We start from the raw sequence: 17,530 nt of genomic DNA, 5'->3' as shown, positions 1-17,530 counted from the left end.
GACGTGCAGGAGGTGCTGGACTACGGCCTGATGGGCTACGCCATGTCCCGGTTCTCGGGGCTGTGGGTCGGCCTGATCGCGCTGGCCGACACCATGGATTCCGGCGTCACCATCGACGTGGGCCTGGACCGCCACCGCTTCGTCGCGCCTGACAACTTCCGCCTGCCGCCCGGGGGCGTGGGCATCCGCCTGAAGGACCAGCCGCTCGACAAGGAGCGGCGCCTGCGCACCCACAAGCTGCCGGCCGCGCTCGCCTTCGCCCGCGCCAACCGGATCGACCGGGTGATGTGGGGCTCCTCGCGGCCCCGGCTCGGCATCGCCTGCCAGGGCCAGGCCTACAAGGACGTCATCGAGGCCTTCGCGGCGATGGGGATCAGCCGCCAGGAGGCGGCCGACCTCGGCATCGCCATCTACAAGGTGGGCATGCCCTGGCCGCTGGAGCCCACCGGCCTGCGCAGCTTCGCCGCCGGGCTCGAGACCCTGATGGTCATCGAGCACAAGCGTCCGCTGATCGAGACCCAGGCCCGCGCGGCCCTCTACGACCTGCCGGCCCACGCGCGGCCGAAGATCATCGGCAAGACCGACGAGCAGGGCCATCCGCTGCTGTCCGAGCTGGGCTCGCTCTCCGTGGCCGAGATCGCCCTGGCCATCTCCGACCGCCTGCCGCCGGGCCCGCACATGGAGCGGGTGCACGACTACCTGAACCGCGTCTCGGCCGCCTCCATGGCCGCGGTGACGCTGTCCAGCGACCAGCAGCGCAAGCCGTTCTTCTGCTCCGGCTGCCCGCACAACTCGTCCACCCGCCTGCCGGAAGGCAGCCGCGCGCTCGCCGGCATCGGCTGCCATTACATGGCGAGCTTCAACGACCCGAACACCGACCTCACCAGCCACATGGGCGGCGAGGGCCTGACCTGGATGGGCGCGTCTCCCTTCACCGAGGAGAAGCACGTCTTCGTCAACCTCGGCGACGGCACCTACAACCACTCCGGCTCGCTCGCGGTCCGCGCTTCGATCGCGGCGAAGTCGAACATCACCTACAAGCTGCTGTTCAACGACGCGGTGGCCATGACCGGCGGCCAGCAGGCCGAGAGCGGCTTCACCGTCCCGCAGATCACCCGCCAGCTCGCCTCCGAAGGCGTGAAGAAGGTGGTCGTGGTGGCCGCCGAGCCCGAGCGCTACGAGCAGGTCACGGATCTTGCGCCGGGCGTCGAGGTGAAGCCCCGGTCGGACCTGATGAAGGTGCAGCGCGAGCTGCGCGAAATCCCGGGCGTCACCGTCCTGATCTACGACCAGGTCTGCGCCACCGAGAAGCGCCGCCGCCGCAAGCGCGGCAAGATGGAGCAGGCCCCGCGGCGGGTGATGATCAACCCGCTGGTCTGCGAAGGCTGCGGCGACTGCTCGCGCACCTCGCACTGCGTCTCCGTCGAGCCGCTGAACACCGAGTTCGGCCGCAAGCGGAAGATCAACCAGTCGAGCTGCAACCAGGATTACACGTGCCTGGAGGGCTTCTGCCCGTCCTTCATCACGCTAGAGGGCGCGGAGAACCCGCACAAGGAGGCCATGCCGGCCCTGACGGCGGACTCCACGCCGCTTCCGACCTTCCAGGCCCTCACCGGGACTTCCAACATCGTCTTCACCGGCGTCGGCGGCACCGGCGTCACGACTGTGGCCTCGATCCTGGCCATGGCGGCCCACGTGGACGGCCGCGCCGCCAGCGTGGTGGACATGACCGGCCTGGCCCAGAAGGGCGGGGCGGTGTTCAGCCACGTGCGCATCGGCGAGACCGAGGAGAGCATCGTGGGCGGCCGGGTGCCGGCCGCGTCCGCGAATGTGCTGATCGGCTGCGACCTGCTGGTGGCGGCCGGGGCCGACGCGCTGGCGCTCTACGCCAAGGACCGCACCGTGGCGGTGGGCAACGCCGACTTCGCCCCGACGGCCGATTTCGTCACCGACCGTGACGTGCGCTTCGACGCCGACGCCCAGGCCCGCCGGATCGCCGCCGCCGTGAAGTCGTACGACGCCATGCCGGCCCAGCACCTGGCGGTGAACAACCTCGGCGACGCCATCTACTCGAACATGATCATGCTGGGCTTCGCCTGGCAGAAGGGCGTCGTGCCTGTGTCGAGCCGGGCGCTCTACCGCGCCATCCGCCTGAACGGGGTGGACGCCGACGCCAACCTCCAGGCCTTCGAACTGGGCCGCAAGGCGGCGCACGATCCGTCGAGCCGCGGCCTGCGCGAGGACGACGTGCCGACGCCCGAGACCATGGCCGTCGAGGAGCTGATCTCCCAGCGCGCCCGCGAGCTCGAGGCCTACCAGAACCGCGCCTACGCCCAGCGCTACCTCGACCGGGTGCGCAAGGTGCAGGAGGCGGAAAGCGCGCTGGGCTCCGACCGCCTGACGCGGGCGGTGGCCGTCAACCTCTACAAGCTGATGGCCTACAAGGACGAGTACGAGGTCGCGCGCCTGCACACCGATCCGCGCTGGCGCGAATACCGCAACTCGGTCTTCAAGGGCGGCAAGGAGAAGGTCTGGCTCGCCCCGCCCATCCTGTCGCCGAAGGACAAGGACGGCCGGCCGAAGAAGATGGCCTTCGGCTCGTGGATGACCGACCTGGCGTTCCCGATGATGGCCAAGATGAAGGGCCTGCGCGGCACGCCGCTCGACGTCTTCGGCTACTCCGACGAGCGGAAGATGGAGCGGGGGCTGATCTCCGACTACGAGGCCGGCGTCGACCGCCTGCTCTCGAGGCTGGACGCCGCCCACCTGCCGACCGCGGTGAAGATCGCCGCCGTCCCGCAGCAGATCCGCGGCTTCGGCCACGTCAAGGAAGCCAGCCTCGGCCCGGCCAAGGCCGAGGAGAAGCGCCTCTGGGCCGAGTGGGAGAAGGCGGGGGAGACGGTGGCGGCCTAGTAAGTCTGCCAGTTCGACACGGTCCTGGAGAAGTCGCTCGCCCGGGCGTCCTTCTCCTTGATGAAGACATACAGCCGGCCGGCGTCGCCGAAGTTCATGCCGAGCGCCGGGTCCGAGTCGATCTGCAGGAGAAGCCTCCATTCGCCAGCCGCTTCTTCGATGTCGGGCGGCAGAGGCCCGTCCAAGGCGAGACCCCGGGCCCGCAGCTCGGCCGTGATCGACATCCGCTCGTCCTGGATTTCGGAGGGATACCCACCGACCCGGTGCTGGCGTTCGTCGCGGTGAGGCCCTTGGGGCGGTGCGGCGAGTTCCTCGGCGCTGAAACCCTCGATATCGATCTCCCGCGGGTCGATACCAAGCCAGTCGATACTAGGCGCAACGATGTCCCGGCGGAAGCCGACCGGTCGTTCGCGAAATCGAAGCCGCTTTCTGAGGTCGGGCGGGAAGGGGCGGCGGGCCACAGCCGCGCTGGGCGGAGCGTGCAGGATGTGTATGTGTCCCGCGCTCCCATAGCCCTGGTCGTCATTGAACGCCCAAAGCCTTCCCAGGTTAGGCAACCACCCCGGTCCGTCGGCCGCTCGAACCTCCTCAAGGTCTAGCTGCGCGAGAAACGCTAGGGGCTGGCCGTTGGCCCGCGGCCAGTCCGCTGCTTCAGGTAGGTCGGGCTCACCCCCGAGCTTCGAGAAGCCCGGCTGCGCAGCCGGGATCAAGGTTAGAGCGGGCTGGGCGAGGCTCTGCATCTGTTGCAGGAGCGAGCGGGTCGCCTCCGCTCGCCTGAGCGCGATTGCCTGCCTCTCTTCGGCGCTCGGCTGACCAATGCGGCGCACCAACCACAATCCAACCGCACCGGCCACGATGACGAATGCGACGGCGGCGCCGATCAACGGGAGCGCTCCTTCCGATTGTCGTCAGGTACAAGCCGGCCGCCAACCGACACGGGCGCAGCCTTCGCCCAGTCGGGCGATCCGTACCAGATCCGCGCAGGGACGCCGTATCGAGGAAGCGTCACCCCGTTGACGGTGTAGCCCCCGTGGACACGGCCATGCTGCACCGCGTCCTTCATGGGTTTGAGAAAAATCGGCTGGTTCTTGATGAAGTCAGGGACCGGGGACTTCTGCTCCATGCCTATCACCCAGTGGTGGACGGGCTGTCCGGGCTTGACCACGCCTCTTTCACCGAGCCACTGGCGCCCGCCTTGCCCCTTCTCCCAGGGCTTGGTGCGCCAGACGTAGGGCGCGCCTTTCACCAAGGCTCCCTTGGCAAGCGCTCCCACAAAGGCTTTTGCCGGCACGACGTCGGTCACGGCCAGCAGACCATTGCCTGCTGCGCCGAGGTAGTCGCCATCGTGAAAGTCCGCGATGGCTTCCTTGCCCGAGCCCCATACCGGGATCATCGACTCGAGGGCGCCCGGATGTTCGACGCGTCCAGGCCGGCTTGAGTCGTTCCCTCGGCCTTGCCTTGCGTTGATCGCCTTCTGCTTGCGAACCATCTCCCGGTATGCTTGGGCGTCGGGGTCCGGAACAGACCTCGGCTGGTCGCCGCGCGCATAGGATCCTGAAGCCGCCATCCCTCGCTCCCCTGACGTTCACTGCAGAACGTGGGTATCCCATATCTTCCGCCGAGAGTCGAACAAAAAGAGAACAAACGATAGACTCACCCGCTGTTCACCACCACGCGCCCCTGCGCGTCCTCAACCACCTCGACCCGCGCCGCCGGGTCGATCTCCCCGAGGTCGATGTCTTCCTTCGGCGTGATCACCCAGGCGCGACGGCCGGCGATGGCCATGACGATCCGTCCCGTGCCCCAGTGGTCCTGGGCGTAGCCCTTCAGCGCCGCATGCATGGGGTTGCGGCGCCAGGCCAGCGGGTTGGCCGGGTCGCAGCGGGCGATCAGGCGGCGGCCGTCATGGTCCTGGTCGAGCATCACCTTGGTCTGGTCCGGCCGGAACCGGCGGGGCATCTCCGGGTCCATCAGCCAGACGCACTCGAAGGTCCGGCAGCCCTGCGGCCGCTCGGCGTAGATCCCGCAGCCGTGGCCGGCGCGCACGTGCGGGCAGGCGGTCCCGGCCGGCTTTCCGAGTTCCGACACCGCCATCACCTTGCAGCAGAAGGTGCAGGGGCCGCAGGTCTTCGGCCGGTCGGCCATGGTGCTCCTTCCCAGGCTCAGCGGGGCGCGAACACCTCCACCGCCTTCGGCCGCACCGTCAAGGCCAGGGGCGTCTCGGTGGCGAGCTCGCCGTCCAGGTTGACCGGCATGGGCGAGGGCGTGCGGATCTCCAGCGCCGTGCCGCTGGCGGTGCGCACCTCGCGCCAGCGCAGGTGCCGGCCGCGGCGGAACAGCGGGGCCAGCGCCACCACCTTCCAGAGGCTGCCGGGTTCCAGGCTGTAGAGCACCAGCTCGCCGTCATCGATCTCCGCATCCTCGCTCACCGCCACGCCGCCGCCGTGGTAGCGGCCGTTGCCCACGGCGATCTGGTAGGTGTGGGTCCGCGCCACCTCGCCCTCGGCCGCGATGGCCGCCCGGAAGGGCTTGGCGTGCATAAGGACCCGGAGCGCCGCCAGCGCATAGGACAGCCGGCCGAAACGGTGCTTGGCCCCACTGTCGAGCGTCGCGGCCAGTTCCGCGGAAAGGCCCAGGCTGGCCACGTTGAAGAAGGGGCGGCCGTTGGCGAAGCCCACGTCGATCCGCCGCGTCGCCCCGTCGGCGATCACCTCGGCTGCGCCCGCGGCGTCGAGCGGGAGCCCCAGCGTGCGCGCGAGGTCGTTGGCGGTGCCCAGCGGCAGCACGCCCACAGGCTTGCCGGCCTCCAGCAGGGCGGGCGCCACGCCGTTCAGCGTCCCGTCACCGCCCGCCACGAGGATGAGGTCGGCCGAGGCGCCTGCGATCGCCGCGCAGGCCGCCTCGCAGGAGGCGGTCGGGGTGTCCTCGACCACGAGCCCGGCCGCGGCCAGACGCGCCATCACTTCGGCGACCCACGCGCCGCCCTTCGCCTCGTTGCGGATCAGGAGCGCGCGCCGCGCTGGCGGGATCAATGTTGCGGCTCCGTCATGCCAGCGAAACGACGCTCGCGCACAAAAGGCTCATTGTCGCCCGCATGGGGGAGGGCGCGCCCCGATGGCCTGCCCATTGCCGGACGCTCCCGTTATTCGTAAGTTCGGTATGAACGCCGGCCGGGAGTCGGCGAAAAGTCATTGGGGAGCCACATCGTGAACCGCGCCGCCTTCTTCCTCGCAACCGCCCTGTGCGCCGCGCCCGTCGCGCTCGCCGGCATCCCCACCCAGGCCGCCGCGGCCGAGGCCAAGGCCGCCACTGCCAAGGGCGCCTACAAGGCGCCGCGCACCGCGTTCGGCCAGCCGGATCTGGGCGGCTTCTGGTCCAACTCCACCCTCACGCCGATGATCCGTCCCGCCAAGCTCGGCGATCGCCTCGTCCACACGGAGGAGGAGGTGAAGGCCATGGAACAGGCGGTGATCGACGAGGTCGAGGAAGGCAACAAGCCCACCGATCCCGACGCCCCCGCCGAAGCGCCGAAGGCCACCGGCAACGTGCGGCCCGAGTTCGCCGCCGCCGGCGGCGACGTGGGCGGCTACAACCGCGGCTGGCTGGATCCGGGCCACAGCGTCATGCGGGTGCGCGGCGAGCCCCGGACCTCGCTGCTGACCACCGCGAACGGCCAGGTTCCGCCGCGCAAGGCTGGCGCGCCGACTCCGGCCGGCTTCGGCGGGGGCCGCGGCGGCATGGGCGCGTTCGACAACCCGGAGAACCGCTCGCTCGGCGAGCGCTGCATCATCGGCTTCGGGCGCAACGGCGGCCCGCCGATGTTCCCCAACGGCTTCTACAACAACAACTACCAGATCGTTCAGTCGCCGGAGGCGGTGACCATCCTGGTGGAGATGAACCATGACGCGCGGATCATTCCGCTGAACGCCAAGCACCGCACCGACAACGTGCGGCCGTATTTCGGCGACTCCATCGGCTGGTGGGAGAGCGACACCCTGGTCGTGGAGACCACCCACATCCCGCAGCGCCAGGCGTTCATGGGCTCGTGGGAGAACCTGAAGGTCACCGAACGCTTCACCCGCGTCGCCAAGGACCGCCTGCACTACGCCTTCCAGGTCGAGGATCCGACGCTCTGGGAGAAGCCCTGGGGCGGCGAATACGAGATGAGTCCGCTCGACGGCGTGATCTACGAATATGCCTGCCACGAGGGCAACTACGCCCTGGAGGGCATCCTCGGCGGCGCTCGCCACGAGGAGAAGGAGCGGGCCGAGGCCGCCGCCAAGGCCGCGCCGAAGGCCTCCGCCAAGGGCGGCAAGGCGTCCGACTAGGCGTTCGAGCCGCGCCGCGGGCCTGATCGGCCTGCGGCGCGACCGCGCGGCGCCTTGCACGGCCGCCCAAGGCGCCTAAATCTGCGCCCATGCGCAACTTCGCTATCGCCGTTATCGCCGCGGGCCTGCTCTCGGCCGGGCTGCCCGCGCAGGCCCAGGGCGCGTCCTCGGGCGCTCAGACCTTCGGCGTCTGGAGCAACCCCAAGGGCAGCGTGCACGTGGAGATCAGGCCGTGCGGCGCCGGCGCCTGCGGCTATGTGGTCTGGGCCAACGACAAGGCCAAGCGCGACGCCCGCGAGGGCGGCACGCAGAACCTGGTCGGCCTGCAGATCTTCCGCGACCTGGAGCTTGACCGCAGCGGCGTCTGGCGCGGCAAGGTCTTCGCCCCCGACATGAACCGCACCTTCTCCGGCACCGCCCAGCAGCTCGACGCCGGCCGCCTTCGCGCCAAGGGCTGCGTTCTGGGCGGCCTGATCTGCAAGTCCCAGGTCTGGACGCGGGTCGTCTAGCCGCCGCGGCCCGTTGGCCGCTTGCATCCAAACGCCCCCGCGGCAGCCTCTAACGTGTGAGCGGAAAGAGCGGGGAGCCGCGCGAGCATGGCCGAGCGCACCTACGAGGCCGGGATCGTCCGGGGCCTGTTCAAGTTCGCGGTTTCGCGCGGCGCGGACCCGCAGGCGCTCGCCGCGGCCTCGGGGCTCCTCCCCGAAGAGCTGGAGGACCCTGACCGTCGGGTGGCCTTCGACGCCTATGTGACGCTGATGCGGACGGCCAAGGCGCTCACCGGCGACCCGGCGCTGGCGCTGCGCTACGCCGAGCACGTGGACTTCTCAGAGATCTCGGTCGTGGGCCTGCTCACCATCGCCTCGCGGACCATGCAGGAGGCCTTCGACCAGATGAACCGCTTCGGCCGCCTGGCCGTGGAGGTGGACGGCGTGGGCCCGGCCGCGGACCGCTTCGTCCTGTGTCGCGAGGGCGACGGCGTCTGGCTGATCGACAACCGCCAGAGTCCCAATCTCTTCCCGGAGCTCACCGAGACCACCTTCGGCCGCATGGCCTGCGGGCCGCGGCGGATGGGGATGACCCCCTTCGTGCTGGAGGTCCAGGTGACCCACCCGGATCCCGGCTATCCGGACGACTACCGGCGGGTCTTCCAGGCGCCCGTCACGTTCGGGGCCGAGCGCAATGCGCTTCGCCTCAACCCGGTGTTCCAGGAGGCGCCGGTGGCGCGGCTGCCCGGCTACGTGTTCGGTGTGCTCAGCGACCGGGCCGCGGCTCTGCTGCAGAAGCTGGAGAGCGCGGGCACCGTCCGCGGACGGGTGGAGGCGCTGCTCATGCCGGTGCTCCACCGCGGCGACGTCAGCATGGACGACGTGGCCGGCCACCTGGGGGTCAGCCGCCAGACCCTGTTCCGCAAGCTGAAGGCGGAGGGCGTCACCTTCGAGAAGATCTATGACGAGCTGCGCCACAGGCTGGCGCTGCACTATCTCGCCAACCCCAAGGTCTCGATCAACGAGACCGCCTACCTCGTGGGCTTCTCGGAGCCGGCCGCCTTCTCCCGCGCCTTCAAGCGCTGGACGGGGATCAGCCCCACCGCCTATCGGGTGGGGCGGCCCGTCGAGGCCTAGGCGCCCTTCGCCGCCTCGCGGATCGCGTTCACGAAGGCGGTCCGCGCCATGGCCAGCTCCCGACCCGTCGCCTGCGGCCAGGCGGCATTGATCACGATCACCAGCCGGTCGTCGCGGAAGGTGGTGATCGACTGGCCGAAGATGCCCGAGGCGTCGTAGCTGCCGTTCGGCCGCATCCACCAGAAGTAGCCGTAGCCGGGCGCCGGCGCGCCGTTGGTGATCTGCGGCGTGGTCGCCTGCTCGGCCCACCAGGGCGGCAGCACCTGGACGTCGCCGGCCTTGCCGCCGTCCAGCATGAACTGGCCCACCCGGCCGTAGTCGCGCAGGGTCATGGACATGCAGCAGCCGCCGCGTTCGTGGCCCGCGAGGTCGACCATCCAGATGGCGTCGCGCTCCATGCCGTAGGGCTTCCAGAGCTTCTCCGAGGCGTACTCCGACAGGCTCTTGCCCACCGCCTTGGAGACCAGCACGCCGACCAGGTCGGTCTCGCCGGTGTTGTAGGTGAACTTCGCGCCGGGTTCGTTGGCTCGCGGCAGCCGGCGCATGTAGCTGACGATCGGGTTGACGCCCGGCTCCAGGATCGCGGCCCCGGCTCGGGCCACGTCGGAGTTCGGGTCGGTGTAGTCCTCGTTCCACTTCACGCCCGAGCTCATCATCAGGAGCTGGCGCACGGTGACTCCCTCGTAGGCGGAGCCCTTCAGCTCGGGCACGTAGTTGGTGACCACGTCCTCCAGGCCCTTGATCCTGCCGTCCTGGATCGCCGCGCCGACCAGGGTGGAGGTCACGGACTTGGCCACCGAGAAGGAGGTCCAGCGGTCCTCCGGCTTGCGGCCGAGGCCGTACTTCTCGAGCAGGACCTTGCCGTCCTTCAGGACCAGCACGCCCGAGACGTTGTAGGCGGCCATGTAGTCGTCGACCGTCCAGGTCTTCCCCGCGTACTCGAAGGTGGGCGCGATCGTCCGGCCGGCGGCGGGCAGGGGATGGACCCGGGCCCCGCGCGGCACGGTGCGGACCTGGTAGACGGTCTCGATCGCCGGATACCACTCCCGCTGCTGCTCCGGGCTCCACTGCAGGATCGACGGCACGCCCGGCTTCAGGGCGACCTGCGCCTGCGCCCCGGTGGCGGCCAGCGCGGCCGAGGCGGCCATGGCCAGGATGATCTTCCGCATACGCTTCCCCCCGTTCCTTGGCGGGACCATAGCGGCCGATCCTCCCCCGGGGAACCGGGGGAGGATCTTCGACCTAAGCGGCGAGCCTGCGGCCCTCCGGCCTGGCGAGCGGCCTGGCGGCGGCCCGCTCGGCCAGCAGGGCCTGCTCGAGGCTGTGGTCGCCGCTCTTCCCCGCGGCGGCGATCAGGGTCAGGTCGATGATGTCCCGCTGCGCGTGGCTGCCGCCGAAGCGTGCGGAGCGGCTGCGCACGCCGCGGAGCAGCTCGACGGTCCTGCCGTGGTCCCCGTGCCCGTAGGCGTAGATCGCCTGCATCACCGGCAGCCCCACGTCACGGGTGAAGACGGCGTTGTCGCCCGGACCCGCCAGCACGGTGGTCTGCAGTTCCAGCAGGCCGCGGGCGGAGGACTCCCGGCCGGCGGCCACGAAGGCCATCATGGCGTGGGCATCATCGAAGGCGTACTGGCCGCGCGGCTGGGTCTCGTAGAGGTCCGCCACCGCCTGCCAGCGGTCGCCCACGTCCACGCCGCGCAGGTTCAGCCGCCACAGCAGGGCCGCGGCGTCGATCATGTCGAAGGCGTGGTCCGACCGCGGCCCGAACATCGGCCCGTCGAACAGCCGCAGCGCCTCGGCCGTCTCGCCCTGGCCGAGGTGGAAGAGCGCCAGGTGCCACCAGTTGTGCAGGAAGACGGTCTCGCGGGCCCATGGCTGGCCGTCCTGGGTCAGCCAGGCGACGCCATCGGCGCGGCGGTCCTGCATCTCCAGCACGTGGGCCACCGCGTGCTGGGCCCAGTTGTTGCGGGGCTCCAGGGCGACCGCCTCGCGGCCGGCGGCCTCGGCGCGGTCGTAGTAGCCGGTCTCCTCGAGCCCGAAGGACAGCAGGCCCAGGACCGCGTGGTAGTCCGGCGCGTCCCGTGACCAGGCCGGAAGCGCCCGGCCGATGCGGTCGCGGAGCATCCGGCTGTCGCCCTGCAGGAAGTCGAGCAGCTGGCCCACGTGCAGGGCCATCACGTCGCGCGGCCAGGCGATGGAGACGTCCTCCAGGATGCGCGCGGCGCCGCGGATCTCGCCGGCCAGCAGGCTGCCCAGGGCCGCCAGGTGACCCTGTTCGCGGTCGTTGGCCGGCAGCTGCCGGGCCGCCTCGAAGGCGGCGACGCCCACGACCGCCTCCTGCATGTTGCCGCCCACCAGGTTCATGTAGGCCTTGAGCACATGGGCCATGACGAAGCCGGGGGCCTCGGCGATCGCGGCGTCCAGGAACGTCGCCGCGTCGCCCGCATAGCAGTGGTATGCGTGCAACGCCTGACGGTAATTTTCTGCCGCAGTCTGGGTAGCGCCTGACAAGACGAGCCCGTGATGGTCTTTGACGGTCATTGTTTTCTTCTCCTCGATGGGGCGGGGAGGGGTAAATCGTTCCAGGGCATGGCTCCAGCGGGCGCGCGGTCGGTTCGCCGAACGGTGAGATTCCGGCGTGTTTCCAGTAAGCTAGGCCTTGGTGAGCCGAGGGACTGTGCCCCATGTCACGCCGCCAGCAGACCGAAACTGCACCCGTGGTGCAGTTGGAGCCCCGCTCGAAGGGCGAGCGCACGCGCGAACGGCTGCTCGACCTCGCGTTCGAATCCGTGATCCGGAAGGGTTTCGCCGCCACCTCGATCGAGGAACTGGTGGAGGCCGCGGGCCTAACCAAGAGCGGCTTCTTCTACCACTTCAAGGACAAGCACGACCTCGCCCGGCAGCTCATCGCGCGCTACGCAGACCGCAATCAGTATTTCCTCGACGAGATGATCGCCCGCTCGCGGGAGCTGCACGAGGACCCGCTCCACAGCTTCCTGATCTTCCTGAAATTCTACGCGGAGGCGATGGAGGAGGCGGTCTACAACCACCCCGGCTGCATGGTGGCCACGGTGACCTTCCAGGACATGGCCTGGGACCAGGCGACCCGACGGATGACCGTCGACAGCGTCCTGCAGTGGCGGGCCAAGTTCATCGGCTGGCTCGAGGAGATCGCGGCCAAGTATCCGCCCACGGGCAAGGCGGAGCCTGCCGACCTCGCGGACGCGATCCTGACCTTCACCTACGGCGGCATGACACTCTCGAAGGCGCTCGGCGACACGCGCGCAATCGCCCGCCAGGCGCTGATGTTCCGCGAGACCGTGCGGCTGCATTTCCTGGGCGCGTGACCGTGGTTCCCAAGACCGCCGCCGTGCGTTAGCCAGCATCGATGGCCGATTTCGATTTCGACGCGGTGGTCGTGGGGGCGGGCGCCGTGGGCCTGGCCTGCGGCTACGCCCTGTCCCGCCGCGGCCTGACGGTCGCCGTGCTCGAGCAGGAGGCGGCCATCGGCCAGGGCGTCTCCTCGCGCAATTCCGAAGTGATCCACGGCGGGCTCTACTATCCCACCGGCTCGCTCAAGGCGCGGCTCTGCGTGCGGGGCCGGCGGCTGCTCTACGCCTTCCTGGACGCCCACCACGTGGAATACGACCGCTGCGGCAAGCTGGTGGTGGCCACCACGCCCGAGGAGGTCGAGCGCCTCGACGCCATCCTCGACCAGGCGACGACCAACGAGGTCGAGGGCATGCGGAAGCTCTCGAAGGCCGAAGCCCTGGCGCTGGAGCCGGAGCTCGCCTGCGAGGGCGCGCTTCTGTCGCCCGAGAGCGGGGTCTTCGACAGCCACGGCTACATGCTGGCGCTGCAGGGCGAGATCGAGCAGGCGGGCGGCACCGTCGTCGTCTCCACCCCCTTCCAGAGCGCACGTGCGCTTCCCGACGGCGGTTTCGAGGTCCGCGCCGGCGGCGCGGAGCCCACCGTGCTCACCTGCCGCTACCTGGTCTCCGCGCCCGGACTGTCGGCCCAGGGCGTGGCCGCCCAGATCGAGGGCTTTCCCGCCGAAGTCATCCCGCCGGCGCACTACGGCAAGGGCATGTACTTCCGGCTCACCGGCAAGGCGCCCTTCGCTCACCTGGTCTATCCGCCGCCGATCCCCGGCGCGCTTGGCACCCACTACCGCCGCGACCTCGGCGGCCAGGCGGTGTTCGGGCCCGACCTCAGCTATGTGGACGAGCCCGACTACACGGTGGACCCCGGGGCCGCGGCCGGCTTCTACAGCTATATCCGCAAGTTCTGGCCGGGCCTGCCCGAGGGCAGCCTGAGCCCCGACTACGCGGGCGTCCGGCCGAAGATCCACGGACCCGGAGAGCCGCACAGCGACTTCCGCATCGATGGCGCCGACATCCATGGCCTCAACGGGCTGGTGGCCCTGTTCGGCATCGAGAGTCCCGGCCTCACCTCCTCGCTGGCGATCGGCGAGGAGGTGGCCTCGCGGCTGGGACTCCCGGACCTCTAGTCCGCTATTTCGGGGCGACCCGCAGGACCCGGCCCTTGTCGTTGTCGGTGGCGAGGTAGAGGGCCCCGTCGGGGCCCACGACGACGTCGCGGATGCGCTCGCCGACCTCGGTCAGGAGACGCTCCTCGCCCACCACCTTCTCCCCGTCCAGCACCAGACGCACCAGGTCGCGGGACCGCATCCCGCCGACGAAGAGGCTGTCCTTCCAGGCCGGGAACAGGCCGGCCTGGTAGAAGGCCATGCCCGAGGGGCCGATGACCGGATCCCAGTAGTAGGCGGGCTGTTCCAGGCCCTGCTTCTGCGCAATGCCCTCGCCGATCGTTCCGCCCGAATACTCGATGCCGTAGACGATGGTCGGCCAGCCGTAGTCGCGGCCCTTGCGGATGATGTTGAGCTCGTCGCCGCCCCGCGGGCCGTGCTCGACCTCCCACAGTTCGCCCGTGCGCGGGTGCAGCGCCGCGGACTGCACGTTGCGCACGCCGCTGGCGAAGATCTCCGGCTGGGCGTCCTTGCGGCCCACGAAGGGGTTGTCCCGCGGGATCGAGCCGTCGGCGTTGATGCGGATGATCTTGCCCAGGCCCGCGTCGAGCTTCTGCGCCTGCATCCGGCCGCTCATCACCGAGCGCTCGCCGGTGGTGACGTAGAGCGTCCCGTCGCGGGCGAACACCAGCCGGGAGCCGTAGTGCAGGGTGCTCTCCCAACTCGGCTTCTGCCGCCAGATCACCTGCACGTTCTCGAGCCGGGGAGCCTGGCCCGAGGCGACCAGGCGCCCGCGCGCGACGGCGGTGTTGGTCTTCCCGCCCTCGCCGGTCTCGGCGTAGGACCAGTAGACCAGGCCGTTGCGGGCGTAGTTGGGGTCGAGCGCCAGACCCAGCAGGCCGCCCTGGCCGCGGGTGTCGACAGCGGGCAGGCCGGCCACCGGATCGGAAAGCCGGCCGTCCTTGAAGACCCGCATCCGGCCGGCCTTCTCGTTGATCAGCAGGGCTCCGTCCGGAAGGAACATGATCGCCCATGGCTTCTGAATTCCGGTGACGTAATCCCCTACCGCATAGGCCACGTTGGACTTCATCTCCGGCGCCCGGGTCTGGCCGGGGAAGGCCGGCTTCAGGTTCGGCGCGTTGGGGGCCGCGGTCTGCACCGGGGCGGCGCCCACGGTGGCCGTCGCCGTCTGGGACGGGGCGGCGGTCTGGGCCTGGCCGTCGCTGCCGCCACAGGCGGCGACGAGGGCGGCGGCGGCCGCGGTGAGGATCGGCTTCTGCATCAGGGTCTCCCGGCGACAGCGGCGAGGGCGTCGGTGGGCGACGCGCCCTCCAGATGGATCAACGCCCATAGCGAAAAGAAAAGCAAAGGCCAGCGCTGGCCGGCCTCGCCCGAGGCGAATACGGCCTGGGCGTCCGGCCGGATGCGGCGCACCGCCTCGATCATGGCGAGCCGCGGGGCGATGTCGGCGGCGCGCGGGGCGATCCAGGCCTCCACCGGCACGGTGAAGCCCTGCTTCCGCGCCCAGGGCTCGGCGGCGGGGCAGGCGCCCTCCAGCCATTTGCGAAGAAGCCACTTGCCGTAGCGCCCGCGCACCTTGAACCGATCGGGCAGGGGGAAGGCGAAGGCGGCGACCTCAGGATCGAGGAACGGCGTGCGCCCCTCCAGGCCGTGGGCCATCAGGCAGCGGTCGAGCTTCAGCAGCAGGTCATTCGGCAGCCAGGTGGCGACGTCGCCCCACTGGGCGGCCTGCAGGGACGTCAGGCCCTTCGGCGCGCGGGCGGCCTCGCGCCAGCGGGCGAGCACGGCGGGGTCGCCCGGCCTCGGCTCGGCGGCGCGCCCGCCCAGCCAGGCGGGCCGGAGCGCCCGGCGATACCGGCCGTAGCCGCCGAACAGCTCGTCGCCACCCTCGCCGGTCAGCACGACGGTCAGCGTTCCCCTGGCGGCCTCCGCCAGCTTGTAGGTGGGCAGGGTGGCGTAGTCGGCGGTGGGGTCGTCCAGGGCCCAGGCCACCTGCGGCAGGATCCGCCAGAAGTCCTCTTCGCCGAAGCTGGTCTCCCGCCAGTCGAGGTCCAGCGCCCGGGCCACCTTTTCCGCCTGGGCCCGCTCGTCCTTCGCGCCGGGGGCGTCGAAGCCGCAGGTGAAGGCGGTGACCGGCCGCTCGTTCAGCCGCGCCATCAGGGTGGCGATCGCCGCGCTGTCGATGCCGCCGGAGAGAAACAGGCCGTAGGGAACGTCGGAGCGCTGATGCACGCGAACGCTGTCCTCCAGCACGGCGTCCAGCCGGCGGAGCAGCGTCGCCTCGTCGTCAGCGGAGTCGCGGCCGACGGGCAGCGACGCCCGCGCCCGCGCATCGACGATCCGCCCGTCCGTCACCTCCAGCACCTCGCCAGGCGCGAGGCGCCGAAGCCCCCTGAAGATGGTGGTCTCGCCGAGCGTGTAGTTGAAAGCGAGGAGTTCGCGGGCGGCGTCCTCGTCGAGTTCCGGGGCCACCAGACCCGCGGCGAAGAAGGCGCGTGGCTCGGACGCGAAGGCCAGGCCGGCGTCGTGCTCCAGGACATAGAGCGGCTTGATCCCGAACGGGTCGCGGGCCAGCCAGGCGCGGCCATCGTTTCCGATCAGGCAGAGCGCATACATGCCCCGCAGGCGGTCGAAGGCGGCGGGCCCCTCCTGGGCGTAGATATGCAGCAGGGGCTCGAAGTCGGAGCCGGTGCCGAGCCGGCCCGCCAGCTGGAAGTCACGCGCCAGCTCCAGGTAGTTGTAGATCTCGCCGTTGCCGATCACCGTCGAGCCGGCGGCCGAGAGCGGCTGCCAGCCGCCCTCCAGGTCGATGATCGACAGCCGCGCGTGGGCGAGGGTCGCGCCGGGGACCTGCGACACGCGCACGCCGTCGGGACCGCGGTGGGTGAGGGCGCCGATCATCGCCTCGGCCGAGGTCCCCCGGCCAAGCTCACCGGCGATGCCGCACATCAGCCGACCCCGTAGTCGGCGAAGAGCGCCCGCCAGGCGGCGACGACGGCGGCCTCGGAGAACTCCGCCTCCACCCGCGCCAGGCCGTGCTGCGTCAGCCGGACCTTGAGCAGCGGTTCGGAGAGCACGCGGCGCACGGCGGCGGCGAGCGCCGACGGGTCGTCGACAGGGACCAGGAGGCCGTCCTGGCCGTCCTCAATCAGGGCCTTCGGTCCCTGACTGGCGGCGGCGATCACCGGCAGACCGTGCGCCCAGGCCTTGATCACCACATTGCCCAGCGGCTCGTAGCGCGAGGGGAAGACGCAGACGTCCGCCGCCCGGTAGAGCGCCGAGGCGTCGGTCCGCCAGCCAAGGAACCGCACCCGGTCGGCGACCCCCAGGGCCTGGGCGAGGCTCTTCAGCTTGCCTTCCAGCGGTCCTACTCCAGCGATCCAGAGGACGGCGTCGGGCAGTTCCGTCAGCGCCTGCAGGGTCACGTCGTGCGCCTTGGACTCGTGGAGGCGGCCCATGGCCAGCAGCAGGGGCGCGTCCTCGGGCGTCGACAGGGTCGCCCGGTCGAGCGCCGCGGCCTCGTCCGGCGCGGCGGCGAAATTGGGGATGCAGCTCACCTGACCCGCCGGCCATCCCTGGCCCACGATCCAGTCGGCGATGTCCTCGGTGTTGGCCACCAGGTAGTCGAAGCCGCGGTAGTATTTGAGGTTGTAGTAGCCGCCCAGCCGGCCGATCCGAGCCCAGGGCCCCTTGGGCGTGTGCCGGGCGGCGCGGTTCATCCAGGCGAGCGCCACCTTCACGCCTTCGCGCCGGGCGAACGCCCCGGCCTTCCGGCGGGTGAAGAGGTCGAGCGGCCCGCCGAACGTCAGGGTCTCCACGGGCACGCCGGCCGCCGCCAGCGCCGCCTCGCGGCCGGCGTTCGGACGGATCGCCGCGGCCTCGGGCACGCCCGCGCGCCTCAGGGCCGACACGAGGTCGAGGAAGTAGGTCTCGGCCCCGCCTTCGCCCGCCGTCCCCAGGAGATGAAGCACGCTCATCGGGCGGCGAACCTAGCGGCTCGCGCCGCGCTTCCCAAGCCGCTTGAAGCGGCGAATTTGTCTGCCTATAACCCGCGCCTCGCGTGCGAGACCCGTGGCTGGGTAGCTCAGATGGTTAGAGCGGTGGATTCATAACCCACAGGTCGGCGGTTCGATCCCGCCCCCAGCTACCACCTT

15 protein-coding genes and 1 tRNA gene are annotated in these 17,530 nt (G+C 70.5%); 7 read left to right on the top strand and 9 right to left on the bottom strand.

Going from position 1 to position 17,530, the window contains the following annotated elements; translation table 11 throughout:
• The coding region (locus V7Z97_RS16285) for an indolepyruvate ferredoxin oxidoreductase family protein (protein WP_334164489.1) at positions 1-2,913 on the top strand (2,913 nt) is incomplete at its 5' end.
• Here the strand turns inward: V7Z97_RS16285 and V7Z97_RS16280 are convergent.
• The 4 genes from V7Z97_RS16280 to V7Z97_RS16265 all read right to left on the bottom strand — a co-directional run bounded on the left by V7Z97_RS16280 (position 2,910) and on the right by V7Z97_RS16265 (position 5,945).
• On the bottom strand, positions 2,910-3,797 hold the full coding sequence (locus V7Z97_RS16280; protein WP_334164488.1) for a YwqG family protein: 888 nt from the start codon (positions 3,795-3,797) through the stop codon (positions 2,910-2,912). The two genes, V7Z97_RS16285 and V7Z97_RS16280, sit on opposite strands and share 4 nt — an antisense overlap.
• Positions 3,794-4,402 (bottom strand): hypothetical protein, encoded by a 609-nt coding sequence (locus V7Z97_RS16275; protein WP_334164487.1) that lies wholly within the window; start codon positions 4,400-4,402, stop codon positions 3,794-3,796. Before V7Z97_RS16275 ends, V7Z97_RS16280 begins: the two co-directional genes overlap by 4 nt.
• 164 nt (positions 4,403-4,566) lie before the next feature.
• Positions 4,567-5,058 (bottom strand): YkgJ family cysteine cluster protein, encoded by a 492-nt coding sequence (locus V7Z97_RS16270; RefSeq protein ID WP_334164486.1) that lies wholly within the window; start codon positions 5,056-5,058, stop codon positions 4,567-4,569.
• A 17-nt stretch (positions 5,059-5,075) separates the two neighbouring features.
• On the bottom strand, positions 5,076-5,945 hold the full coding sequence (locus tag V7Z97_RS16265) for a lipid kinase (RefSeq protein ID WP_334164485.1): 870 nt from the start codon (positions 5,943-5,945) through the stop codon (positions 5,076-5,078).
• A gap of 174 nt (positions 5,946-6,119) precedes the next feature.
• Between V7Z97_RS16265 and V7Z97_RS16260 the strand changes: the two genes are divergently transcribed.
• The 3 genes from V7Z97_RS16260 to V7Z97_RS16250 all read left to right on the top strand — a co-directional run bounded on the left by V7Z97_RS16260 (position 6,120) and on the right by V7Z97_RS16250 (position 8,866).
• Positions 6,120-7,241: a hypothetical protein gene (locus V7Z97_RS16260; RefSeq protein WP_334164484.1), complete on the top strand. Its 1,122-nt coding sequence runs from the start codon at positions 6,120-6,122 to the stop codon at positions 7,239-7,241.
• An 89-nt stretch (positions 7,242-7,330) separates the two neighbouring features.
• Entirely contained in the window at positions 7,331-7,750 is a 420-nt protein-coding gene (locus V7Z97_RS16255; RefSeq protein WP_334164483.1) for a DUF2147 domain-containing protein, read from the top strand.
• A gap of 87 nt (positions 7,751-7,837) precedes the next feature.
• Positions 7,838-8,866: an AraC family transcriptional regulator gene (locus tag V7Z97_RS16250; RefSeq protein ID WP_334164482.1), complete on the top strand. Its 1,029-nt coding sequence runs from the start codon at positions 7,838-7,840 to the stop codon at positions 8,864-8,866.
• Here V7Z97_RS16250 and V7Z97_RS16245 read toward each other — a convergent pair.
• Both V7Z97_RS16245 and V7Z97_RS16240 read right to left on the bottom strand, forming a co-directional pair.
• Positions 8,863-10,035 (bottom strand): serine hydrolase domain-containing protein, encoded by a 1,173-nt coding sequence (locus V7Z97_RS16245; protein WP_334164481.1) that lies wholly within the window; start codon positions 10,033-10,035, stop codon positions 8,863-8,865. The two genes, V7Z97_RS16250 and V7Z97_RS16245, sit on opposite strands and share 4 nt — an antisense overlap.
• A gap of 73 nt (positions 10,036-10,108) precedes the next feature.
• Complete coding sequence (locus V7Z97_RS16240; RefSeq protein ID WP_334164480.1) at positions 10,109-11,332, bottom strand: tetratricopeptide repeat protein; 1,224 nt, start codon at positions 11,330-11,332, stop codon at positions 10,109-10,111.
• A 218-nt stretch (positions 11,333-11,550) separates the two neighbouring features.
• Here V7Z97_RS16240 and V7Z97_RS16235 point away from each other — a divergent pair, with 218 nt between their 5' ends.
• Together V7Z97_RS16235 and V7Z97_RS16230 are read left to right on the top strand one after the other, a co-directional pair.
• Positions 11,551-12,213, top strand: a complete 663-nt coding sequence (locus V7Z97_RS16235) for a TetR/AcrR family transcriptional regulator (protein WP_334164479.1) — start codon at positions 11,551-11,553, stop codon at positions 12,211-12,213.
• Between the two features lie 41 nt (positions 12,214-12,254).
• Positions 12,255-13,376, top strand: coding sequence for an NAD(P)/FAD-dependent oxidoreductase (locus tag V7Z97_RS16230; protein WP_334164478.1), 1,122 nt, complete (start codon positions 12,255-12,257; stop codon positions 13,374-13,376).
• A 4-nt stretch (positions 13,377-13,380) separates the two neighbouring features.
• Here the strand turns inward: V7Z97_RS16230 and V7Z97_RS16225 are convergent, their stop codons facing one another.
• The 3 genes from V7Z97_RS16225 to V7Z97_RS16215 are packed head-to-tail and all read right to left on the bottom strand — an operon-like array spanning position 13,381 to position 17,353.
• Positions 13,381-14,637 (bottom strand): PQQ-dependent sugar dehydrogenase, encoded by a 1,257-nt coding sequence (locus V7Z97_RS16225; protein WP_334164477.1) that lies wholly within the window; start codon positions 14,635-14,637, stop codon positions 13,381-13,383.
• Positions 14,637-16,325: an asparagine synthase (glutamine-hydrolyzing) gene (gene asnB / locus V7Z97_RS16220; protein WP_334164476.1), complete on the bottom strand. Its 1,689-nt coding sequence runs from the start codon at positions 16,323-16,325 to the stop codon at positions 14,637-14,639. Before asnB ends, V7Z97_RS16225 begins: the two co-directional genes overlap by 1 nt.
• Positions 16,325-17,353, bottom strand: coding sequence for a glycosyltransferase (locus V7Z97_RS16215; RefSeq protein WP_334164475.1), 1,029 nt, complete (start codon positions 17,351-17,353; stop codon positions 16,325-16,327). Before V7Z97_RS16215 ends, asnB begins: the two co-directional genes overlap by 1 nt.
• 96 nt (positions 17,354-17,449) lie before the next feature.
• Between V7Z97_RS16215 and V7Z97_RS16210 the strand changes: the two genes are divergently transcribed.
• Positions 17,450-17,526 (top strand) — tRNA-Met (locus tag V7Z97_RS16210).
• Positions 17,527-17,530: the final 4 nt, after the last annotated feature.

It is taken from the genome of Phenylobacterium sp. (assembly GCF_036821595.1).
Taxonomy (GTDB): domain Bacteria; phylum Pseudomonadota; class Alphaproteobacteria; order Caulobacterales; family Caulobacteraceae; genus Phenylobacterium.
This window is presented reverse-complemented; position numbering and strand designations above follow the sequence as displayed.

What these genes read in the sequence shown, in the direction of transcription:
- V7Z97_RS16275 (WP_334164487.1), bottom strand. Translation starts at nt 4,402, where the DNA reads ATGGTTCGCAAGCAGAAGGCGATCAACGCAAGGCAAGGCCGAGGGAAC.
- V7Z97_RS16270 (WP_334164486.1), bottom strand. Translation starts at nt 5,058, where the DNA reads ATGGCCGACCGGCCGAAGACCTGCGGCCCCTGCACCTTCTGCTGCAAG.
- V7Z97_RS16255 (WP_334164483.1), top strand. Translation starts at nt 7,331, where the DNA reads ATGCGCAACTTCGCTATCGCCGTTATCGCCGCGGGCCTGCTCTCGGCC.
- V7Z97_RS16250 (WP_334164482.1), top strand. Translation starts at nt 7,838, where the DNA reads ATGGCCGAGCGCACCTACGAGGCCGGGATCGTCCGGGGCCTGTTCAAG.
- V7Z97_RS16245 (WP_334164481.1), bottom strand. Translation starts at nt 10,035, where the DNA reads ATGCGGAAGATCATCCTGGCCATGGCCGCCTCGGCCGCGCTGGCCGCC.
- V7Z97_RS16235 (WP_334164479.1), top strand. Translation starts at nt 11,551, where the DNA reads ATGTCACGCCGCCAGCAGACCGAAACTGCACCCGTGGTGCAGTTGGAG.
- V7Z97_RS16230 (WP_334164478.1), top strand. Translation starts at nt 12,255, where the DNA reads ATGGCCGATTTCGATTTCGACGCGGTGGTCGTGGGGGCGGGCGCCGTG.
- V7Z97_RS16225 (WP_334164477.1), bottom strand. Translation starts at nt 14,637, where the DNA reads ATGCAGAAGCCGATCCTCACCGCGGCCGCCGCCGCCCTCGTCGCCGCC.
- asnB (WP_334164476.1), bottom strand. Translation starts at nt 16,325, where the DNA reads ATGTGCGGCATCGCCGGTGAGCTTGGCCGGGGGACCTCGGCCGAGGCG.
- V7Z97_RS16215 (WP_334164475.1), bottom strand. Translation starts at nt 17,353, where the DNA reads ATGAGCGTGCTTCATCTCCTGGGGACGGCGGGCGAAGGCGGGGCCGAG.